This is a genomic window from Mesorhizobium sp. M2E.F.Ca.ET.219.01.1.1 (assembly GCF_004016445.2).
Taxonomy (GTDB): Bacteria; Pseudomonadota; Alphaproteobacteria; order Rhizobiales; family Rhizobiaceae; genus Mesorhizobium.
The window spans coordinates 309,466-328,002 of the sequence record NZ_SADT02000004.1; the positions used below are offsets into that span (position 1 = coordinate 309,466).

Below are 18,537 nucleotides of genomic sequence, written 5' to 3' on the forward strand. Positions count from 1 at the left end.
CATGTCGGCCTTTCTTGCGGTCGATATCGACAGCGTCGAACCGGAGGCTGGCGCGCCGGCCCCGGACCGGGTGATCTCCGGCGATCCGAAATTCCGCACCTGGAATGTCGAGGAGCGCGACGGCGGCCTCTATGCCGGCATATGGGAAGCGACGCCGGGCAAATGGCGCATCGTCTATGACGAATGGGAGTTCTGCCACATCCTGTCCGGCGTCTCGGTGATCGCCGAGGATGGCGGGGAGGCCCGCACCGTGCGGGCCGGCGACAGCTTCGTGCTGAGGCCTGGTTTCAAGGGCACCTGGGAAGTGCTCGAGACGACGCGCAAGGAATATGTGATCAAGCTCTGAGTAGGCCCCATCGCCTCGTCAAGGATGACGAAGCGGCGCAGGCCTAGGCTCAAAACGTGACGGCAACCCGTTCCAGTCCGTGGAAATGGTAAGTGTCGCGGAAGCGCGGCGCCTCCGCCAGGCGTAGATTCGGCAGCCGGTCGAACAGCGTTTTCAGCGACACCTGCAACTCCAGACGCGCCAGCGGCGCGCCGATGCAGAAATGGATGCCGGCGCCGAAGGAGACGTTCTTCTGGTCCATGCGGGCCGGATTGAAGGTATCGGGTTCGGCAAAAGCCAGGGGATCGTGATTGGCCATGCCGAGCAGCAGCGCGACCATTTCGCCTGGCTTGACCGATATGCCTGGCGAAACTTCGATTTCCTCATAGGCATAGCGCAGGAACATGTGTAGCGGCGCGTCGAAGCGCAGGCATTCCTCGACTGCCGCGACGTTCTTTTCTGGCGTTTCAAAGAACCGGCGCGGATCGCCGCCCTGGGCCAGGATCGAACGTACCGCATTGCCGGTTTGGTGCACTGTCGCTTCGTGGCCGGCATTGAGAAGCAGGATCGCCGAGGAAACCAGCTCGTCTTCCGACAGCTTCTGGCCGTGGTCCCGGGCCTCTATCAGCAGCGACAGCAGGTCGTCGCCAGGCTTCTTGCGCCGCTCGGCGACGAAGCCGCGCAGGAACGCGGCGAAATCGCGCGCGGCGCGGTTGGCGGTGTCCTCGGTTTCCCGCGTGCGGCCATGCATGTACATGGCGACCATTTGATGCGACCAGTCGAGCAGTTGCGGCCCCATCTCGACCGGCACGCCGAGCATCTCGGCGATGATGGTGATCGGCAGGGGCGAGGCGTAGGCAGGCAGCAGGTCGACGCCGTTTGGCTCGAAGCGGTCGACCAGCTCGTTAGCCAATACCTCGATGCGTGGCCTGAGCCGCTCGACCTGGCGTGAGACGAAGGCGCGGTTGACCAGCGTCCGCAGCCGGGTGTGCACTGGCGGCTCGAGTTCCAGCATGGAATTGGCCTCGATCGCATCAAAGGCCACGAGGTGCGAGCGGTCGTCGCCAATGCCGCGGCTGTCGGGAATACCGGCCGGATTCTGGCGGCCGAAACGGCGGTCGCGCAGCAGCCGGTTGACGTCGTCGAAACCGCCAAAGCACCAGAAACCGTAGTCTTCCCAGAAGAAGGCGTTGGCAGTGCCGTGCAGGAAGGCATAGGCCTCGTAAGGGTTCTGCACGAAGGCCGGCTCGTGCGGATCGAGGCACAGGCGGCGACCGGACGGGTCGAAGGCGAGATAAGCTGGCGTCATGCTCGATCTTTAGCGCGCCTTGTCAGTCCGATGCCAGACAATGTCTGGGCGCCCGGGACGGAGAAGCGTTGAGCCAGCCGCTAATGTCCTGTCTTCAGGATGCTCGCCACCTTGGCGGCAATTGCCGCATCGAGCGCCGGCCAGTTCGCCAGCAGCTCGCGCGGAAAACGGTAGGTGAGGCTGAGCTCGTCGCCGACCTGGATGTCGCGCTCGCAAGGCGCCAGCGATTCTTCCGCGCTCGGCCCGCTGAGGCAGCGGGCCACGAACGGATCCTTGCCGGGGCGCTCGGCGACGGCCAGCACCTCGTTGAGATAGCCTGATTTTTCGCTGAAAGCGTAAACCGTCGTGCCGCCCGGGCCGGGGGTGCCGGGCTTTTCGATCAGGGCGCTGTAGATCGGCGCGAAACGGCCGCTCATGTCGCGCGACATCATGCGCGGCTCGAACGACAGGAAGATGATCTTCCTGGTCGTCGTGTGGTTGAAGTCGTCGCGCGCGGCCGCGCTGTAGCCGTCCATCTCGGGATAGCGCAGATAGAGATCGAGCCGCGAGGCAATGCCGTCTCGCCTCGCCTGGTCGAAGCGGATGAAGTTTGCCGGCACGCTGATCAGATTATTGCCCATGACGATCCGGCGCACCGTCGTGTCATCGGTATAGCCGGCCATGGCGATCGACCGTCCAAGCCATTTGCCGCCGACGCTGATGGCCACCGAAAGCAGCGCGAGAGCCGCGAAAATATAGAAGACCCGCCTCATCAGGGTTGAGTCGACGACTTCGAAGTCCGGGCTCTCGGCGACATTTGCCTGTCTCATTCGAATTCCCCGATCCGCCTGCCTGTCCTTCGGCGGCACAGCCCGCGCGGCATGGCTCTTGCAGCGCGTTGGCACGACTGTGCGTTTTCATGGTAAACGGTTGGTAAACATGGATCCCATTGTGCTTGTTCTTTACGCTTTCGCGGTTGGTGTCACGGCCTGCGGGCTGGCCGGATCGGCCATGGAACTGTTGTCAGGCCGGCGCCTGGCCTTTGCCGAGCCCTATGTTTCGCCGGTCCATATCCTGCGCTCGCTCGCGGCAACGACTTGCGCCGGACCGTTCATGCTTACCAACGAGGCCTTGGCCGCCCGGCGAGAGGGCCGCATCGGCACGATGGCTCTGTTTTCCTGCGGCTGCACGGCCATCGCCTGGGCGCTGGCGCTCGGCGTCGTGCTCATCGCCATTGCATCCTGGGCGACCGAGAACTTAGGGTCTTTCGAATTCGCTGGTTGAGACGATTCGGAGACGGACAATGCCGGTCTATGCGATCGATGGGAAAGCGCCTGAGTTCGAGGACGCCGACACGAACTGGATCGCGCCCGACGCCACGCTGATCGGCAATATCCGGATCGGGCGCAATGTCGGCTTCTGGTTCGGCGTCGCCATCCGCGGCGACGGCGAGCCGATCACGATCGGCGCCGATACCAATGTGCAGGAACATACGATCATGCACACCGATCCGGGCTTTCCGCTGACTATCGGCGAAGGCTGCACGATCGGCCACAGGGCGCTGCTGCATGGCTGCACGATCGGCGACAACAGCCTGATCGGCATGGGTGCCATCGTGTTGAACGGCGCCAGGATCGGCAACAACTCGCTGGTCGGCGCTGGCGCGCTGGTGACGGAAAACAAGGTTTTTCCCGACAATTCGCTGATCGTCGGCTCGCCCGCCAAGGTGATCAGGACGCTGGACGAAGCGGCAATCGAGCGGCTGCGCGTCTCGGCGGCGCACTACGTGGCCAACGCCAAACGCTTCAAGGCTAAGCTGACGGTGGTATAAGGGCGGCCGCGCGCCGCGCGTCATCCGCAGCGGCTGTTCATCGCTTCACGCAGCAGAAAGGCGCCGGCCTCGAAGCCGGCCTCTTCGGCGCCTTCCAATGGCGTCTCATAGTCGTCGATGCGGGTCCTTAGCGACGGGTCCGCGCCCGAGAGCAGCAGCAGGTGGATTGCCTCGACGTCACGCCGCGAAACCGCGTAGTGCAGGGGCGTCCAGTCGTTCACGCCGCGCATATTCGGATCGGCGCCATGCTCGAGCAGGACATGGATGACGTCCAGCCTGTCCGGCCTTTCCGTCGACAATGCCGCGATGATCGAAGGAAAGCCGGCCAGATCTTCGTAGTTCGGGTTCGAGCCGGCATCGAGAAGCGCGGTGATGAACGCGGCCGGGCTCCAGTAGATCGCATATTCCAGCGGATGGCCAAGGCCGAGCTCGAATGGCATCCGCTCGTCGAACCAGCGTGCGGAGCCGCCGAGCGCAACGCCCAGGGCCGCGAAATCTCCGGCCTTGAACGCTTCGTCTATAGCCTTGAAAAGCCGGTGTCGGGCGCCGCGATCCTCAGGGACTTCCAGCATCGCCTTCATCCGCAATGAGCGAACTATATTGCGCCCTTCCACCTCGCTCGGAAAGCCCGTCTCGGCGGCGGCCCTCGGCAAGATCCCGGTCGTTTGCCCTCGACAGACGCGGCCTAAAACAGCGGAGCCGGCCCCGGGGACAGGGGCCGGCTCCTAAAACCCGGTCGTTGGGGACGGGGAGGGTGGGGACTCGACCGGGCTTTCTCTCTGGGCGCGCCGCGTCACCGCGACGTGCCCGATCGCTTTGCCGCCTTAGCGGACGCTGGCGACCGCGTCCTCGCGGCCGTCGTTGATCGTCACCCAAACGCCGGAATTCTCAGTCGATTGACGCTTGAGATAGGTGTAGACCGTATCGTTCCAGGCGAGCACTTTCGGCTCGAGATTGTCGAGGATGAACTCGCCGAGGCTGGTGCGCACGGTGAGCACGGCATGGCCATCGCCATTCGGCTGGCGCACCACCGTCATCAACAGATTGCCGGCCGGGACACCCGCGGCCATCAGCTCGCGACGCTTCTCCAGCGCGTAGTCCTCGCAATCGCCAACGCCATTGTCGGGATAGGCCCAGTATTCCTCGACACCGTAGATTTCCATGTCGGTGCGCGGCTTGACGCGGGTGTTGACCGAATTGTTGACGTTAACGATCGTCGCCCATAGCTTGCGCGTCAGTTCGACCGGCGACCCCTTCGGCGTCCGCTCGTTGCATTCGCCCGGAATGCGCTGACAGAAATCATAGTGACCGACCGGCTGGGTGGTGCGGCCACCCGTATGCATGTAAACCGGCCCTGCGCTTGCCGTGCCCCAGGCGGAAAGCTGCATCGCCATTGCCAAGAGCAACAGCTTGCCCCTCGTCATTTTCATTCTTGTAGTCTCCCCGTTTGAGGAGACTGTGCCACGTTGGGATTTATTTGACGCAAAAACCCGAAGTAGACATTGAGTAAAACGCCAGTAGAATAAACATAAAAGTTGAACTATCGCAGTCTCAGGCTGTTCAGATTTGGGACGTTCTGACAGCCGCTGGGCGGTCCACTTCCGGAGCAAAATCTGGCAACAAAAAACCGGCCTCCAAGGGCCGGTTCGCTGCGCTGGCGGTGAGGTTATGTCAGGACCGCGGCGCGTTGAATTCCTGGTCGAGCGTTTCCGGCCGCTGGATGACCGCGAATTCGATGGCGACGCCGTCCTCGAAATGGCGCACCACCTGGCCGCGCATGGTTCCAAGCATGACCTGGATGCCGATCGCCGGCTTGACGTCGATCTCGATCGCGGCACCCGAGAGCGACAGGTCGATGATGCGGCACTGATACTGGCGCCCGTCGGTAAGCTGCAGGACGCTCATCGGATTTCGCGGCGCCACGCGCTCGTGGCGACGATCCTCGGGCAGGTCCAACTCATGCTTGTTGGCAAGCCAGGTGAGCTGCGCGGCAAGCTTGTCCTTCTTGCGATCCGAGGCGATGACGGTCATGGCGAAACCGTCCTGCGACGTGCGCGTCACGATCCCCTCGACGCGGCCGATATGGTCGATATAGGCGATGACCTTCTCGCCCGGCATGCCGATACGGTCAGTGCGCAGCGCGACGTTGCCGGGTGACATATCGATCACCTGGCATGGATGCTCGGTGCGGTCTTCCAGCATGAAGCGCCCGTAGATCTTGACCCGGACACGCTGGAAGTTGCGCCGCTCAGCTCGTGACGGTGCAAATTCTACCGCCGCTGACCTCATGACTGCCTACACCCCATTGGCGTTCCGCGCGACGATGCGTGGAATCTCGCCCGAAAAACTACAGCGAAGCAGGTTAACAAACGGGAAAAATCGGGCGCGAAAGCCCGGGCTTGGAGACTTGTATGGCGTAGAAAATCAGCCGCGGGCGACAGGAAAATCCCGCGCGGCCAGGCTCATTCGTGACGTCCGCCGTCGAGGACGACGAGGTGGCGGATGCGGCGCACGCGGCCGAGCGCTGAAATGGTTTCCGGGGGATCGAATTCGGACGGAACGAGTGATGGAACCTCGATCGCCGGCCGGTTCTTCAGGAACATCGGTTCCTTGTCGGGATCTATCACCCGGATCGTGTCGATGAGCGCGTCGGCGAGCGGGTCCGCCCCGAGCCAGAACGGCTTTTCGGCAGCGCTGATAATGCCGAGGCAGCGCGGGTTCTCGTGGCCGCCATCCAACGGCAGCGCCAGGAGCTCGAATTTGTTGGAACGGCCGTTGCGGCTGAATCCCTCGTAAGTCATGAACAGCACCGATTTCTGATCGAAAACGCCCTGCATCAGCCGCGACACCAGGCGTTGGTCCTTCTCCCGCCACAGCGAAGGAAAAGAGAAGCCCTTGAGCTCGCGCCCGTAATAGGCGCAAAGCCTCGTGCCGGCCAGCCGGAACACCGCTTCGCCGCGGGTATCGCGCTCGAGGATGAAGGTGTCGGCCAGAAGCGACTTGATGTCGGCCGGCTCCACTTCCGAGCGCTTCGGGGCGAGGCGGCCATCACGCAGCTGGTTCCAATATTGGAACAGCGCGATTGATCCTTTTTCTTTCATGTCCATTCCGCTCCGCACAATCTGTCTTTTGATGTCCCATCGGCGAACAGACAGGGCGCCCTCCGATGACCTTCATGCGGTGCGGAGCAGGATGCGTGCCAGTATCGTTAACGTTTGTTCACGCCTCGGGGTCGTTAAGGTTAACAAGTGGTTTACATTGCATACCGCTGAGGCCCATGGCACATCAAAACCACTCCAAAACGGCCGTTCTAGCGACGACCGGCAGCACTTCAGTCACGAGGTTACGGGGAGCAGGGGACTCGACCGGCCGTTCAGGGGGACACCTGGACGGCCTCTTTTTTGATTCGACCCCGTTCTGATTCGCCCCTTTTGGGCCGGGACGCTGTGGCGATTAGCCGTTTGTGATTCGAACGGGCGTGATCTACATGCTCGCCGAAACCTCAAGTCCCAGACCCGCGAAGGCGCATGAGCGAACCGGTAACCCCCGCTGAAACCGAACCGCCGCCCAACGAGGCGCCCGAGCCGCGGCGCCGCGAACCGGTGTTCAACCTGCCGCCGGTCGTGCTTGCGGTGATCGCCATTTGCGCGGTCGTCTATCTGCTACAGGAATTTGCACTGAACGAGACGCAGCAGATGGTGCTGCTCTATGACGGTGCCTTCATTCCGGTGCTCTACACCGGCAAATACGGCTTCGACTGGTTCCTGTTCACGCGTCCGTTCACCTATGCGTTCATGCATGGTGGCATTGCCCATATCGCCATCAACATGATCTGGCTTGCGGCCTTCGGCTCGCCGCTCGCCAATCGACTCGGCGCGCTGGGCTTCGCCGTATTCTACGCGGTGACCGGGCTGGCTTCGGTTGTTCTGTTCTGGGTGCTGCATCCCTATGGCGAGATGCCGCTCGTCGGTGCATCGGGCGCGATTTCCGGCATGATGGGCGCGGCCGCGCGCTACGGCTTCCGCATCGACCGGTCATCCGGCAGGGCGGCCTTCGCCGGCGAGCCGCTGCCGATCGCGGACGTGTTGCGCTCGCGCGGCGTCGTGACCTTTCTTGGCGTCTGGATGGTGATCAACCTGGCCACCGGCCTGCTCGGCTTCGCGCCGGGCGTCGATGGCCAGATCGCCTGGGAAGCCCATATCGGCGGCTTCGTCGCCGGCTTTTTCGGATTGCGTTTCTTCGACCGCCCGCTGGCTGCCGCTTAGAGCAATTCCAGGAAAAGTGCGCAGCGGTTTTCCGTCCGGAATTGCGTAAAAACAAAGGCATGGAGCGGTTCGCGGTTTCCGTGAAACGGTGAAACGCTCTAGTCCTTAGGCGCACTTGAAAAGCAACCAATCACGGCGCACGATGTTGCCATGCATGTCTCCCAAAAGTGCGCCGCGGTTTTGGGAAAACTATATGCATCAAAACACAGGCGCGCCTTGGCGCGCTTAGAGCCACCCGGTGTCTTACCAGGGGCGCGGGGGCTCAAAAGCCGGTCGGGGCGGGGAGCCGGCGTCAAAGGCAGTGGAGGACGCCATGACGGTTAAGGCAATTCTTGAAACCAAGGGCCATGACGTGTTCACGCTCGGGCCCAATGAGAAACTCAGCGAGGCCATTCGCATGCTGGCCGAGCACAGGATCGGCGCGCTCGTCATCACCAATGGCGACCGAAAGATCGTCGGCATCCTCTCGGAGCGCGATATCGTCAAGGTCGTGGCCAGGGAAGGCGCCGCCGCGCTCGATATCCCCGTGCGTTCGGCGATGACGCCGAAGGTGAATATCTGCAACGAAAACCACACGGTCAACGAGGTCATGGAGATCATGACGAGGGGCCGCTTCCGCCATCTGCCGGTGGAGAAAAACGGCCTGCTCGACGGCATTGTCTCCATCGGCGACGTGGTCAAGCGCCGCATCGAGGACGTCGAGCGCGAGGCCGAGGAGATCAAGCAATACATCGCCACCGCTTGATCTCGAGTGAAACCGCCGGCTGTTGCCAGCCGGCGGCGTAGGCGCGTTCTATCGGTTGTCGAATTCGGCGCGGATGAGTTGGAACCCGCGTCGGGTGATGCGGTAAGGACCGCCATCCGTCGAGGCAACCGCTTTCTTGCGCCTCAGTTTTCGAAAGAGTTCCAGGTTGAAGTCCGGATAGCGCCCGCCGTCGCGGGTCAGGCACTGGACCGAGGCGATCTTCCTGCTCTCGTTCTTTTCGATTTCGATGCGTCCGCCCTGCGCAAGCAGGATGCGCTGCTCCCCACAGCGCCGCGCGTCCTCTTGGACGCGCAAAAGGACGCTGTGGCACTATTGGTTGGCCCATGATCCTTTCCGAAAATCGGTTCCGATTTTCGGGGTCATGCGCTACGCGAAATGTCCATTGGATAAAGTCCGGGAAAAACAACAAAAGCCGCCGCCGCGAGACATCGCGGCACGGGGTTTCAGGTTTTTCTGCCCTGCCTCGCCTAAGAGGTCAGGGCTTCACCGGGGCTAAGCGTAAGTGGACATCCATTCTCCATTGGGATGGATGTCCTATAGGCGAACGTGGCCGAAAAGGCCGGCGTGTGGGCTTTGCGCTTGTCTCGCAGAGCGGTTTGGACTAGCGAGTGACTTTCACTTTTGACGTGAAATCACGTTTCCAATCTGCAGGCCCCCATGAGCATCATCGACACCCGCACCCCTGACGCAAAACGTCTGATCCCCGGCGCCACCGGCGACTGGGAGATCATCATCGGGCTCGAAGTGCATGCGCAGGTGATCTCGGAAGCAAAACTCTTCTCCGGCGCCTCGACCTCGTTCGGCGCCGCGCCCAACGCCAATGTCAGCCTGGTCGACGCGGCAATGCCCGGCATGCTGCCGGTCATCAACGAGGAATGCGTCAAGCAGGCGATCCGCACGGGGCTCGGCCTCAAGGCCGCGATCAACCACAAGTCGGTCTTCGACCGGAAGAACTATTTCTATCCTGACCTGCCGCAGGGCTACCAGATCTCGCAGTTCAAGCAGCCGATCGTCGGCGAGGGCAAGGTGATCGTCTCGGTCGGCCCCGACCGCCAGGGCGAGTTCGAGGATATCGAGGTCGGCATCGAGCGCCTGCACCTGGAGCAGGATGCGGGCAAGTCGATGCACGACCAGCACCCGACCATGTCCTATGTCGACCTCAACCGCTCCGGCGTCGCGCTGATGGAGATCGTCTCCAAGCCCGACATCCGCTCGGCCGACGAGGCCAAGGCCTATGTCACCAAGCTGCGCTCGATCATGCGCTATCTTGGCACCTGCGACGGCAACATGGACGAGGGCTCGCTGCGTGCCGACGTCAACGTCTCGGTGCGCCGTCCGGGCGGCGCGTTCGGCACGCGCTGCGAGATCAAGAACATGAACTCGATCCGCTTCATCGGCCAGGCGATCGAATACGAGGCGCGCCGGCAGATCGCCATTCTCGAGGACGGCGGCAAGATCGACCAGGAGACACGCCTGTTCGACCCGAACAAGGGCGAGACGCGCTCGATGCGCTCCAAGGAGGAGGCGCACGACTATCGCTATTTCCCGGATCCTGACCTTTTGCCGCTGGAATTCGACCAGGCCTATGTCGATGCGCTTGCCAAGAACCTGCCGGAACTGCCTGACGACAAGAAGACGCGGCTGGTCGATGTGCTTGGCCTTTCGGCCTATGACGCCTCGGTGCTGGTTTCGGAAAAGCCGATCGCCGACTATTTCGAGAAGGTTGCCGCCGGGCGTGATGGCAAGCTCGCCGCCAACTGGGTCATCAACGATCTTCTGGGTCAGCTGAACAAGGCTGGAAAAGGCATTGAAAATGCTCCGGTTTCGCCTGAGCAGCTGGGCGCTGTTCTCGACCTGATCAAGGAAGGCACCATTTCCGGCAAGATCGCCAAGGACCTGTTCGAGATCGTCTGGAACGAGGGCGGCGATCCGCGCCAGCTCGTCGAGAGCCGCGGCATGAAGCAGGTCACCGATACCGGCGCAATCGAGAAGGCCGTCGACGAGGTCATCGCCGCCAACCCGGACAAGGCGGAGCAGGCGCGCGCCAAGCCGACCATGGCCGGCTGGTTCGTCGGTCAGGTCATGAAGGCGACTGGCGGCAAGGCCAACCCGCAGGCGGTCAACGACCTGGTCAAGGCCAAGCTCGGCATCGAATAGGGCGATGTTCGTCCGCACCGCCAGCGAACGCGATCTTGTTGCGGTCCGCGCGCTGCTGGTCGAGACCTGGCATGCGACCTATGACGCCATCTACGGCGTCCAGCGGGTTACGGCGATCACCGACGACTGGCATTCGATCGCCTCGCTCAAGGCGCGGCTGACGCGGCCGAATTCCGAGTTCCTTGTGGCTGACGACGGCAAGCGGCTCGGCGGCATGGCATTCGCCGCCGCTACCACCGATCCGAAGATCGTCCTTCTGAACCAGCTCTACGTGCATCCGGCCTGTCAGCGGCAGGGGATTGGCCAGTCGCTGCTCGACGAAGTCGAAGCCAGTTTTCCGGAGATGGATACGCTGCGCCTCGAAGTCGAGGAAGCAAATGCCGCAGCGATCGGCTTCTACGAGGCCAATGGATTCCGGCGGACGGGCAGGACCGCCAATTGCGGCGGCAGTTCGGGCTTACCCGCGCTCATCATGGAAAAACGGCCGGGCTAGATCGGGCACGCCTGTTCATCGCGCGGTTTTGATTTGATCGCGCCGATTCGCGCGATAAAGGCTGGTCGTCGCCAGCGTCGCGAACTCCACAAGGCACAAGTGTCGCCGCAATGGGGGAGAACCATGCCGAGCTTGCCGGAACTGATGCCGACCGAAGTGTCGGACGAGACTTTTGGCGGCGTGACCTATCACGTCGCCGGCGAACTGGTGCCCGTGCTGTCGGTCGATGTGACCAACATGCCGGTCTATTTCGAGCACCACATCCTGCTCTGGAAGAACACCACCATCACCATCGGCCTGAAATCGCTGAAGGGCGCGCTGAAGCGCATGATCGCCGGCATGCAGGTCTTCGTCACCGAGGCGTCCGGGCCGGGCGTCATCGCCTTCAGCCGTGACGGGCCCGGCCATATCGTGCCGATCCACCTGCGGCGCGGCCAGGAAATCCAGGTACGCGAGCATCAGTTCCTCGCCGCCACCGCCAGTGTCGACTACAGCTTCGAGCGGGTGCGCGGGCTGGGAACGATGCTGTTCGGCCAGAGCGGCTTCTTCATCGACCGTTTCCGTGGCGAGACCGGCGACGGCATCGTCTGGCTGCACGGCTACGGCAACGTCTTCGAAAAAGTGCTGGCGCCCGGCGAAACCATCGACGTCGAGCCGGGCGGCTGGCTGTTCAAGGACGCTTCGGTGAGGATGGAGACGAGGATCGACAAGCTTTCCAGCGGCTTCTTCGGCGCCGCCATGAATTTCGTCGTCAATCGCTTCACCGGTCCCGGGCGCGTCGGCATCCAGTCGATGTATCTGCACATGCCGTCGGAAGAGTAGGCGTCACGGAGCTCGGCGCGACAGCCCGCGGATCGGCGGACGATCGGGTCGCTGGCGCTCAGGCGGAGGGAATCTCCACATTGTCGATCAGCCGCGTCGTGCCAAGCCAGGCGGCCGCAAGCAGGCGGCCGTCGCGGTCCCGTCGCCAGGCTGCAAGCGTGACGCTCGCGCGGGCGGCGACATAGTCGACCTTCCGGAAGCCCGCTGAGACAAGCGCCTTTGCCGCATCTTCGGTGGCGGCCGCCTCATCCGTGCCGCCCGAAAGCGCCGCCGCCGTGCGGCGCAGAATCACGTTGAGCTGGCGCGCGATGTCGAGCTCGGCTCCGCCCAGATAGGCATTGCGCGACGACATGGCGAGGCCGTGCGCGTCACGCACGGTCGGCGCGCCGACGATCTCGACGGGCAGGTCGAGATCGCGACAGAGCTGCCTGACGACGCAAAGCTGCTGGTAGTCCTTCTCGCCGAACACCGCGAAATCGGGCGCTGCCTGCAGAAAGAGCTTGGCCACGACGGTCGCGACGCCGTCGAAGAAGCTCGGCCTGAAATCTGTTTCGAGACCCGACGAGGGGCCGCCCACCGAGATCTTGGTGGCGAAGCCGGCGGGGTACATTTCGCTTACGCCCGGCGTGAAGGCGAGATGCACGCCCGCCTCCCGCAACCGGTCGAGATCGCGGGCCAACTGACGCGGATATTTGTCGAGATCCTCCGTCGGCGCGAATTGCGTCGGATTGACGAAGATCGACACGACGCAGCGGTCGGCCTGTTCGAGCGCGATCCTGACCAGCGAGATATGGCCGTCATGCAGCGCGCCCATGGTCGGCACCATGGCGACCCTGAGTCCGGCCCGGCGCCAGTCCTGGACCCGTGCGCGAAGGGCGGCGACGCTGTCGACGACGTTTGGGGCGTTCATGTCTCGTCCTTGCCGGATGTCGTGGTGAAGACGTGGTCGGGGCCGGGAAAGGCGCGGCTGCGCACCTCGGCCGCGTAGCGCGCCGCCGCATCGGCGATCACGCTGCGCAAATCCGCGTATTCCTTGACGAATATAGGCACGCGGTCGACCGTCATGCCGACCATGTCGTCGATCACCAGGATCTGGCCGTCGCAGTCGGCGCTGGCCCCGATACCGATCGTCGGTATGGAAATATGACGGGTCAACTTCGCGGCCACGGCCTCCATCGTCCCCTCTATGACGACCGAGAAGGCGCCGGCCTTTTCCACCGCCTCGGCGTCGCGGAAGAGCGCTGCGATGTTCTCCTCCGTGCGACCCTTGATCTTGTAGCCGCCGTCCTTTTCCACCGACTGTGGCTGCAGCCCGATATGACCCATCACCGGTATTCCTTCGGCGACGATGGCCGCGATCTGGGCGGCCATGTCGACGCCGCCTTCGAGCTTCACGGCCTGGCAGCCCGTTTCCTCGACGATGCGCCTCGCGGATGTCGCGGCCTGCGCCGGCGAGTCCTCATAGCTGCCGGCCGGCATGTCGACCACGACGCAGGCCTTGGCCGAGCCGCGCATCACGGCCTGGCCGTGGGCAATCATCATCTTCAGCGAGGCGCCGAGCGTCGTGTCATGGCCATGCAGCACCATGGCGACGCTGTCGCCGACAAGGAGCAGATCGACATGCGGATCGAGAATCCGGGCAACCGGATAGGTATAGGCCGTGAGGCACACGATCGGCACGCCGCCCTTGCGGCGGCGAATATCCTCCGCGCTGATCCGATTGTCGGCGGCTGGAACCAATCGTCACCCCTCCCTCAAGGCGAGCCCGAAACGGACCGGTCGAGCTTTAGAAAGACAGGTCATGCTTGGCAAGCCGAGCGGTGGTTGACGGCTCTGCTGCATCGATTTAGCGCACGAAGCATTTACGTTTAGGGCATGGCAAAACCCTTGCCTTCGCGTTGGCGTGACGCCATAAGCAGGGGAAAGGCAGGAGCCGCTGCCGCCGCGAGGATCTGGATGAAAACTTTCCTGCTGCAGTTTTTCACCTGGTGGAACAGCCAGACGCTCGGCACGCGCTTGCACACCTGGCGCTTCGGCAAGAAGGTCGGCGAGGACGAAGTCGGCAACGTCTATTACGAGGGCGGCGTCGATTCGGAAGGTCGCACCCGCCGCTGGGTCATCTATCGCGATTATTCGGAAGCATCGAAGATCCCGCCGGGATGGCATGGCTGGATCCACCACCGCGTCGACACGCCTCCCTCGAGCGAGAGCTATAAGGCTCGCGAGTGGCAGAAGCCGCATCGGGCGAACCTCACGGGAACGCCCGGCGCCTATCGGCCGCAAGGTTCGATCCTGACCAACCAGCACCGCCCGCAGGTTACCGGCGACTACGACGCCTGGACGCCCGGCTCGTAATCCGCGTCCGCGACGCCGCTTCGATCCTTTGTCGCCACAATTGGCGTTTAGCTGCTTGCTGACTGCGCAGCCATGACTAGCCTTGGGCATTGAAGAATAACCCGGGCACAACCACCGGTATTTTGCATGAGCTCTTCTAAGCAATTCCAGGAAAAGTGCGCAGCGGTTTTCCGTCCGGAATTGCGACCCAGGATTCCGGGCCATATCTCTAAGGCGCTGATCGCTGCGACGTCCGTTCTGGTTGTCTCGACGGCAGCCTTCGCGGCCGCGCAGGCGCCGGCTCCTGCGCCCGCGGCCGCCGACCGCATCACCAATCCGGTGGCCGAGTTTGCCGGCATCGACAAGATCACCGGCCGCATCATCACCTTCGACGTCTATGTCGACGAGACTGTGCAGTTCGGCGCTTTGCAGGTCACGCCCCGCGTCTGCTATTCGCGGCCGGATACGGAGCAGCCGAAGACCGATTCCTTCGTCGAGGTCGACGAGATCACGCTCGACCGCAAGATCCGCCGCATCTTCACCGGCTGGATGTTCGCCGAAAGCCCGGGTCTCAACGCCGTCGAGCACGCCGTCTATGACGTCTGGCTCAAGGGCTGCAAGCAGAAGTCGGACGTGCCGCCGCCGACCGCGGCAAAGGCCGAGACAGGCAAGTCGAAGACCCAGGCCGCCAAACCCAAGGCTTCGGCGGAGCCGGCCGACGCCGCGCCAGAACCGGCCGACGCGACGCCGGAGCCGGACGACACCACCAACGCGAACTGAACTCGGAACCTGCCCGCCTTTGAGCCGTTCCAACTCGGCAAGGCGAGGAGGATTCCGCGATGACTACCACGAAGCCGTTCATGGCCAACAAGCAGGAGCTTCTCGACATCGAGAAGGGCTTCTGGACCGGCGATTCCGCCTATTATGAAGCCAATGCCGATGTGGAGTGCCTGGTGGCGTTCCCGCAATTGGCCAAGGCGATGACCAATGCCGAACTGGCAGGGACTGCCAGCAAATCCAACCGTTGGCGCAACCTCGACATCAAGCTGAAGGGCATGGTCGAGCCGGGAAGCGATATCGTTATGCTGACTTACGAAGCGCGTGCGACGCGTGAGAACGGCGAATCCTACGCTGCGCTGGTCAGCACCGGCTATGTTCACCGCGCCGATGGCTGGAAGATGATGTTCCATGCGCAGACGCCGTTGGATGCGGCGCAGGGCTGACCTCAAGGATAGAAGACGGCCTCGCCTTTCAGCGCCTCGGCCAGCAGCTTTTCATACTGGCCGCGCGGCACGTCGATGGCGCCGAAGCGCTTCAGATGCTCGGTGGTGAACTGCGTGTCGAGCAGCGCGAAGCCGCGCGCCTTCAGCCGCTCGACGAGATAATATAGGCAGGTCTTCGAGGCATCGGTCTCCCTGGCGAACATGCTCTCGCCGAAGAACACGCGCCCGAGCGAAACGCCGTAAAGGCCGCCGACCAGGCGGTCCTCGCGCCAGGCTTCGACCGAATGGCAGTGGCCGAGGCGATAGAGCTCGACATAGGCTTCGCGGATCGGCGCGTTGATCCAGGTCGAGCGGCGCTCTTCGCGCTTTTCCGCGCAGCCGTCGATCGTCGCCTCGAAATCGAAATCGTAGCGGATATCGAACGGGTGCCTGCGGATCGTCTTCTTGAGGCTGCGCGGTGTATGAAACCCGTCCAGCGGAATGATGCCGCGCGTTTCCGGCCGCACCCAGAACACTTCCGGGTCGTTGGCGCTCTCGGCCATCGGAAAGACGCCCGCGGCGTAAGCCCTGAGCAGCAGGTCGGTCGGGATGCGATAGCCTGGCGCGTAGGGGCGGGTCATCGCATCCCCGTGCTATTCACCCTTGGCCAGGTATTTTTCCAGCCAGTGGATATCGTAGTCGCCATTGGCGATGTCCGGGTTGCCAACAAGGTCGCGGAACAGCGGCAGCGTCGTCTTGATGCCGTCGACGACGAATTCGTCGAGCGCGCGGCGCAGCCGCATCATGCATTCGACGCGGTTGCGGCCATGCACGATCAGCTTGCCGATCAGGCTGTCATAATAGGGCGGGATCTTGTAGCCGGAATAGACACCGGAATCGACGCGGATGCCAAGGCCGCCTGGCGTATGGAAATGCGTGATCGTGCCGGGCGACGGCGTGAAGGTACGCGGATCCTCCGCGTTGATACGGCACTCGATGGCATGGCCGTTGAACTTGATGTCTTCCTGCCTGACCGACAGCCCGCCGCCCGATGCGACGCGGATCTGCTCATGCACGAGGTCGATGCCGGTGATCGCTTCCGTCACCGGATGCTCGACCTGCAGGCGGGTGTTCATCTCGATGAAATAGAACTCGCCATTCTCATAGAGGAACTCGATCGTGCCTGCGCCCGAATAGCCGAGATCGGCGATCGCCTTGGCGCAGATGCCGCCGATGCGCGAGCGCTCTTCGGTGTTGAGCGCGGGGGAGTTGGCTTCCTCCCAGACTTTCTGGTGACGACGCTGCAGCGAGCAGTCGCGTTCGCCGAAATGCACACCGCGGCCGGCGCCGTCACCGAACACCTGCACCTCGATATGGCGCGGCTTCTCCAGATATTTCTCGATATAGACGGCGTCGTCGCCGAAGGCCGCGCCCGCTTCCGACTTTGCCGTCTGCAACGCGACTTCGAGATCTGCTTCGGTGTGCGCTACCTTCATGCCGCGGCCGCCGCCGCCGGCGGAGGCCTTGATGATCACCGGATAGCCGATCTCGGCGGCGACGCGCTTGGCTTCCTTGTCGTCGCTGATCGCGCCATCGGAGCCGGGCACCACCGGAATGCCGAGACGCTTTGCCGTGCGCTTGGCCTCGATCTTGTCGCCCATGATGCGGATATGGTCGCCGGAGGGACCGATGAAGGTGATGTTGTGCGCGGCGAGGATGTCGGCGAACTTCGCGTTCTCGGACAGGAAGCCGTAGCCCGGATGCACGGCGTCGGCGCCGGTGATCTCGCAGGCGGCGACGATCTGGTGGATGTTGAGATAGCTTTCGCGCGACGGCGGAGGGCCGATGCAGACGCTCTCGTCGGCAAGCCGCACATGCATGGCGTCGGAATCGGCGGTCGAATGGACCACGACCGTTTGGATGCCGAGCTCCTTGCACGCGCGCAGCACCCGGAGCGCGATTTCGCCGCGATTGGCGATGAGTATCTTCTGGAACATCTCTTGGCTGTTCCTACTCGAGGACCACCAGCGGCATTCCGTACTCGACCGGCTGGGCATCCTCGATGAGGATCGCCGTCACCGTGCCGGCCCGCGGCGAAGGAATCTGGTTCATCGTCTTCATCGCCTCGATGATGAGCAGCGTCTGGCCTTCCTTCACCTTCTGGCCGATCTCGACGAACGGCTTGGCGTCGGGCGAGGGCGCCAGATAGGCGGTGCCCACCATCGGCGACGGCACGGCGTTCTTGGACGGATCGGCGGGCACCACGGCGGCGACCGCGGCCGGCTGAGCCGCAGCGGCGACGGGAGCGGCGATCGCCGGCAGGGGCGCGGCAACCGCGTGGACAGCCTGCGACTGGCGCGACACGCGCACTTTGAGATCGCCGAGCTCCACCTCGATCTCGGTCAGATTGGTGTCGTTCAGGATGCCCGCCAGATCGCGGATCAGCTGCTGGTCAACACCGGTCTTTTTTATCGACATTTTCGAGCCTTCTGTTTGGGGGCCGGTCACAGGCGTGCCGCCAGTGCCTGCAGCGCGAGCGTGTAGCCGAGCGGCCCAAACCCGCAGATCATGCCGACAGCGACCGGCGCGACCATGGAGACGTGGCGGAAGGGCTCCCGCGCATGGATGTTGGAAAGATGGACCTCCGCCACGGGCAGCGGCGCAACAGAGCGGATGGCATCGTGGATGGCGATCGAGGTATGGCTGTAGGCGCCGGGATTGATGACGATTCCGGAAGCCTTGTCGCCTGCTTCCTGGATCCAGTCGACCAGATCGCCCTCATGATTGGACTGGCGAAAATCGATCTCGAGGCCGAGCGCGGCGCCCGCCGCCTTGCAGTCCTCTTCGATGGCCGCAAGCGTCTTGCCGCCATAGATCCCCGGCTCGCGTTTGCCGAGCGCATTGAGATTGGGACCGTTGAGGACGAAAATCGTTTTCAATATGCCGACCTTGTTTCACGCCGACCCCAAGCCGGCGCACTGGGCCTCTATAATGGGCATAGCCGCCCGCGAAAAGAGCGCAAGTGCGTTCTTACGCTGTCCACAACGGCCGGCT

General features: G+C 63.2%; 24 protein-coding genes. 11 read left to right on the forward strand and 13 right to left on the reverse strand.

Features of this window, described 5'->3' with window-relative positions; genetic code table 11:
- Position 1 precedes the first annotated feature (1 nt).
- Positions 2–346, forward strand: a complete 345-nt coding sequence (locus EN862_RS21500; RefSeq protein WP_127867888.1) for a cupin domain-containing protein — start codon at positions 2–4, stop codon at positions 344–346.
- A 49-nt stretch (positions 347–395) separates the two neighbouring features.
- On the opposite strand, the gene EN862_RS21505 is transcribed toward EN862_RS21500, so the two are convergent.
- Together EN862_RS21505 and EN862_RS21510 are read right to left on the reverse strand one after the other, a co-directional pair.
- Positions 396–1,634, reverse strand: a complete 1,239-nt coding sequence (locus tag EN862_RS21505; protein WP_127867889.1) for a cytochrome P450 — start codon at positions 1,632–1,634, stop codon at positions 396–398.
- Positions 1,635–1,714: 80 nt separating this feature from the next.
- Positions 1,715–2,443 (reverse strand): hypothetical protein, encoded by a 729-nt coding sequence (locus EN862_RS21510; protein ID WP_127867890.1) that lies wholly within the window; start codon positions 2,441–2,443, stop codon positions 1,715–1,717.
- Between the two features lie 109 nt (positions 2,444–2,552).
- Here EN862_RS21510 and EN862_RS21515 point away from each other — a divergent pair, with 109 nt between their 5' ends.
- Both EN862_RS21515 and EN862_RS21520 read left to right on the forward strand, forming a co-directional pair.
- Positions 2,553–2,897 (forward strand): hypothetical protein, encoded by a 345-nt coding sequence (locus EN862_RS21515; RefSeq protein WP_127867891.1) that lies wholly within the window; start codon positions 2,553–2,555, stop codon positions 2,895–2,897.
- 19 nt (positions 2,898–2,916) lie between these two features.
- The gene (locus EN862_RS21520) at positions 2,917–3,444 is read left to right on the forward strand and encodes a gamma carbonic anhydrase family protein (protein ID WP_127867892.1); all 528 of its coding nucleotides are present in this window, start codon (positions 2,917–2,919) and stop codon (positions 3,442–3,444) included.
- A 20-nt stretch (positions 3,445–3,464) separates the two neighbouring features.
- Here the strand turns inward: EN862_RS21520 and EN862_RS21525 are convergent, their stop codons facing one another.
- The 4 genes from EN862_RS21525 to EN862_RS21540 form a co-directional block, all read right to left on the reverse strand.
- Positions 3,465–4,016 carry an ankyrin repeat domain-containing protein gene (locus EN862_RS21525; protein ID WP_127867893.1) on the reverse strand — a complete coding sequence of 184 codons (552 nt, stop codon included), beginning with the start codon at positions 4,014–4,016 and terminating at the stop codon, positions 3,465–3,467.
- Positions 4,017–4,268: 252 nt separating this feature from the next.
- The gene (locus EN862_RS21530; protein WP_127867894.1) at positions 4,269–4,874 is read right to left on the reverse strand and encodes a transglutaminase-like cysteine peptidase; all 606 of its coding nucleotides are present in this window, start codon (positions 4,872–4,874) and stop codon (positions 4,269–4,271) included.
- Positions 4,875–5,115: 241 nt separating this feature from the next.
- Positions 5,116–5,733 (reverse strand): PilZ domain-containing protein, encoded by a 618-nt coding sequence (locus EN862_RS21535; protein WP_095820716.1) that lies wholly within the window; start codon positions 5,731–5,733, stop codon positions 5,116–5,118.
- Positions 5,734–5,906: 173 nt separating this feature from the next.
- Entirely contained in the window at positions 5,907–6,545 is a 639-nt protein-coding gene (locus EN862_RS21540; RefSeq protein ID WP_042643989.1) for a PAS domain-containing protein, read from the reverse strand.
- Between the two features lie 426 nt (positions 6,546–6,971).
- Between EN862_RS21540 and EN862_RS21545 the strand changes: the two genes are divergently transcribed.
- Together EN862_RS21545 and EN862_RS21550 are read left to right on the forward strand one after the other, a co-directional pair.
- On the forward strand, positions 6,972–7,709 hold the full coding sequence (locus EN862_RS21545; RefSeq protein WP_127867895.1) for a rhomboid family intramembrane serine protease: 738 nt from the start codon (positions 6,972–6,974) through the stop codon (positions 7,707–7,709).
- Positions 7,710–8,022: 313 nt separating this feature from the next.
- Positions 8,023–8,454 (forward strand): CBS domain-containing protein, encoded by a 432-nt coding sequence (locus EN862_RS21550; protein WP_127867896.1) that lies wholly within the window; start codon positions 8,023–8,025, stop codon positions 8,452–8,454.
- Positions 8,455–8,502: 48 nt separating this feature from the next.
- Here the strand turns inward: EN862_RS21550 and EN862_RS21555 are convergent, their stop codons facing one another.
- The gene (locus tag EN862_RS21555; RefSeq protein ID WP_127867897.1) at positions 8,503–8,769 is read right to left on the reverse strand and encodes a YjhX family toxin; all 267 of its coding nucleotides are present in this window, start codon (positions 8,767–8,769) and stop codon (positions 8,503–8,505) included.
- A 363-nt stretch (positions 8,770–9,132) separates the two neighbouring features.
- Between EN862_RS21555 and gatB the strand changes: the two genes are divergently transcribed.
- From gatB to EN862_RS21570, 3 genes are all read left to right on the forward strand, one after another.
- The gene (gatB, locus tag EN862_RS21560; RefSeq protein ID WP_127867898.1) at positions 9,133–10,632 is read left to right on the forward strand and encodes an Asp-tRNA(Asn)/Glu-tRNA(Gln) amidotransferase subunit GatB; all 1,500 of its coding nucleotides are present in this window, start codon (positions 9,133–9,135) and stop codon (positions 10,630–10,632) included.
- A 4-nt stretch (positions 10,633–10,636) separates the two neighbouring features.
- Complete coding sequence (locus EN862_RS21565) at positions 10,637–11,125, forward strand: GNAT family N-acetyltransferase (protein WP_127867899.1); 489 nt, start codon at positions 10,637–10,639, stop codon at positions 11,123–11,125.
- Between the two features lie 123 nt (positions 11,126–11,248).
- A complete protein-coding gene (locus tag EN862_RS21570) occupies positions 11,249–11,947 on the forward strand; it encodes an AIM24 family protein (RefSeq protein ID WP_127867900.1) in 699 nt (232 codons plus the stop codon).
- Positions 11,948–12,005: 58 nt separating this feature from the next.
- On the opposite strand, the gene panC is transcribed toward EN862_RS21570, so the two are convergent.
- Positions 12,006–12,857, reverse strand: a complete 852-nt coding sequence (gene panC, locus EN862_RS21575) for a pantoate--beta-alanine ligase (protein WP_127867901.1) — start codon at positions 12,855–12,857, stop codon at positions 12,006–12,008.
- Positions 12,854–13,687 carry a 3-methyl-2-oxobutanoate hydroxymethyltransferase gene (panB, locus tag EN862_RS21580; RefSeq protein WP_127867902.1) on the reverse strand — a complete coding sequence of 278 codons (834 nt, stop codon included), beginning with the start codon at positions 13,685–13,687 and terminating at the stop codon, positions 12,854–12,856. The genes panC and panB overlap by 4 nt, the downstream gene beginning before the upstream one ends.
- 216 nt (positions 13,688–13,903) lie before the next feature.
- Here panB and EN862_RS21585 point away from each other — a divergent pair, with 216 nt between their 5' ends.
- The 3 genes from EN862_RS21585 to EN862_RS21595 all read left to right on the forward strand — a co-directional run bounded on the left by EN862_RS21585 (position 13,904) and on the right by EN862_RS21595 (position 15,504).
- Positions 13,904–14,302, forward strand: coding sequence for an NADH:ubiquinone oxidoreductase subunit NDUFA12 (locus EN862_RS21585; protein ID WP_127867903.1), 399 nt, complete (start codon positions 13,904–13,906; stop codon positions 14,300–14,302).
- Positions 14,303–14,428: 126 nt separating this feature from the next.
- A complete protein-coding gene (locus EN862_RS21590) occupies positions 14,429–15,061 on the forward strand; it encodes a DUF2155 domain-containing protein (RefSeq protein WP_348632082.1) in 633 nt (210 codons plus the stop codon).
- A 59-nt stretch (positions 15,062–15,120) separates the two neighbouring features.
- Positions 15,121–15,504, forward strand: a complete 384-nt coding sequence (locus EN862_RS21595; protein ID WP_127867904.1) for a hypothetical protein — start codon at positions 15,121–15,123, stop codon at positions 15,502–15,504.
- Positions 15,505–15,506: 2 nt separating this feature from the next.
- Here the strand turns inward: EN862_RS21595 and aat are convergent, their stop codons facing one another.
- Genes aat through aroQ form a run of 4 tightly spaced genes read right to left on the reverse strand, consistent with a single transcriptional unit; the run spans position 15,507 to position 18,422 of the window.
- Entirely contained in the window at positions 15,507–16,124 is a 618-nt protein-coding gene (aat, locus tag EN862_RS21600; protein ID WP_127867905.1) for a leucyl/phenylalanyl-tRNA--protein transferase, read from the reverse strand.
- 12 nt (positions 16,125–16,136) lie between these two features.
- The gene (gene accC, locus EN862_RS21605) at positions 16,137–17,480 is read right to left on the reverse strand and encodes an acetyl-CoA carboxylase biotin carboxylase subunit (RefSeq protein ID WP_127867906.1); all 1,344 of its coding nucleotides are present in this window, start codon (positions 17,478–17,480) and stop codon (positions 16,137–16,139) included.
- A gap of 13 nt (positions 17,481–17,493) precedes the next feature.
- Entirely contained in the window at positions 17,494–17,961 is a 468-nt protein-coding gene (gene accB, locus EN862_RS21610; RefSeq protein WP_127867907.1) for an acetyl-CoA carboxylase biotin carboxyl carrier protein, read from the reverse strand.
- 26 nt (positions 17,962–17,987) lie between these two features.
- Positions 17,988–18,422: a type II 3-dehydroquinate dehydratase gene (gene aroQ, locus EN862_RS21615; protein ID WP_040983116.1), complete on the reverse strand. Its 435-nt coding sequence runs from the start codon at positions 18,420–18,422 to the stop codon at positions 17,988–17,990.
- Positions 18,423–18,537: the final 115 nt, after the last annotated feature.

Bases quoted from the DNA above. Each gene is read 5' to 3' on its own strand.
- EN862_RS21500 (WP_127867888.1), top strand. From the start codon at position 2: ATGTCGGCCTTTCTTGCGGTCGATATCGACAGCGTCGAACCGGAGGCT.
- EN862_RS21505 (WP_127867889.1), bottom strand. From the start codon at position 1,634: ATGACGCCAGCTTATCTCGCCTTCGACCCGTCCGGTCGCCGCCTGTGC.
- EN862_RS21510 (WP_127867890.1), bottom strand. From the start codon at position 2,443: ATGAGACAGGCAAATGTCGCCGAGAGCCCGGACTTCGAAGTCGTCGAC.
- EN862_RS21515 (WP_127867891.1), top strand. From the start codon at position 2,553: ATGGATCCCATTGTGCTTGTTCTTTACGCTTTCGCGGTTGGTGTCACG.
- EN862_RS21520 (WP_127867892.1), top strand. From the start codon at position 2,917: ATGCCGGTCTATGCGATCGATGGGAAAGCGCCTGAGTTCGAGGACGCC.
- EN862_RS21525 (WP_127867893.1), bottom strand. From the start codon at position 4,016: ATGCTGGAAGTCCCTGAGGATCGCGGCGCCCGACACCGGCTTTTCAAG.
- EN862_RS21530 (WP_127867894.1), bottom strand. From the start codon at position 4,874: ATGAAAATGACGAGGGGCAAGCTGTTGCTCTTGGCAATGGCGATGCAG.
- EN862_RS21535 (WP_095820716.1), bottom strand. From the start codon at position 5,733: ATGAGGTCAGCGGCGGTAGAATTTGCACCGTCACGAGCTGAGCGGCGC.
- EN862_RS21540 (WP_042643989.1), bottom strand. From the start codon at position 6,545: ATGAAAGAAAAAGGATCAATCGCGCTGTTCCAATATTGGAACCAGCTG.
- EN862_RS21545 (WP_127867895.1), top strand. From the start codon at position 6,972: ATGAGCGAACCGGTAACCCCCGCTGAAACCGAACCGCCGCCCAACGAG.
- EN862_RS21550 (WP_127867896.1), top strand. From the start codon at position 8,023: ATGACGGTTAAGGCAATTCTTGAAACCAAGGGCCATGACGTGTTCACG.
- gatB (WP_127867898.1), top strand. From the start codon at position 9,133: ATGAGCATCATCGACACCCGCACCCCTGACGCAAAACGTCTGATCCCC.
- EN862_RS21565 (WP_127867899.1), top strand. From the start codon at position 10,637: ATGTTCGTCCGCACCGCCAGCGAACGCGATCTTGTTGCGGTCCGCGCG.
- EN862_RS21570 (WP_127867900.1), top strand. From the start codon at position 11,249: ATGCCGAGCTTGCCGGAACTGATGCCGACCGAAGTGTCGGACGAGACT.
- panC (WP_127867901.1), bottom strand. From the start codon at position 12,857: ATGAACGCCCCAAACGTCGTCGACAGCGTCGCCGCCCTTCGCGCACGG.
- EN862_RS21585 (WP_127867903.1), top strand. From the start codon at position 13,904: ATGAAAACTTTCCTGCTGCAGTTTTTCACCTGGTGGAACAGCCAGACG.
- EN862_RS21590 (WP_348632082.1), top strand. From the start codon at position 14,429: ATGAGCTCTTCTAAGCAATTCCAGGAAAAGTGCGCAGCGGTTTTCCGT.
- EN862_RS21595 (WP_127867904.1), top strand. From the start codon at position 15,121: ATGACTACCACGAAGCCGTTCATGGCCAACAAGCAGGAGCTTCTCGAC.
- aat (WP_127867905.1), bottom strand. From the start codon at position 16,124: ATGACCCGCCCCTACGCGCCAGGCTATCGCATCCCGACCGACCTGCTG.
- accC (WP_127867906.1), bottom strand. From the start codon at position 17,480: ATGTTCCAGAAGATACTCATCGCCAATCGCGGCGAAATCGCGCTCCGG.
- accB (WP_127867907.1), bottom strand. From the start codon at position 17,961: ATGTCGATAAAAAAGACCGGTGTTGACCAGCAGCTGATCCGCGATCTG.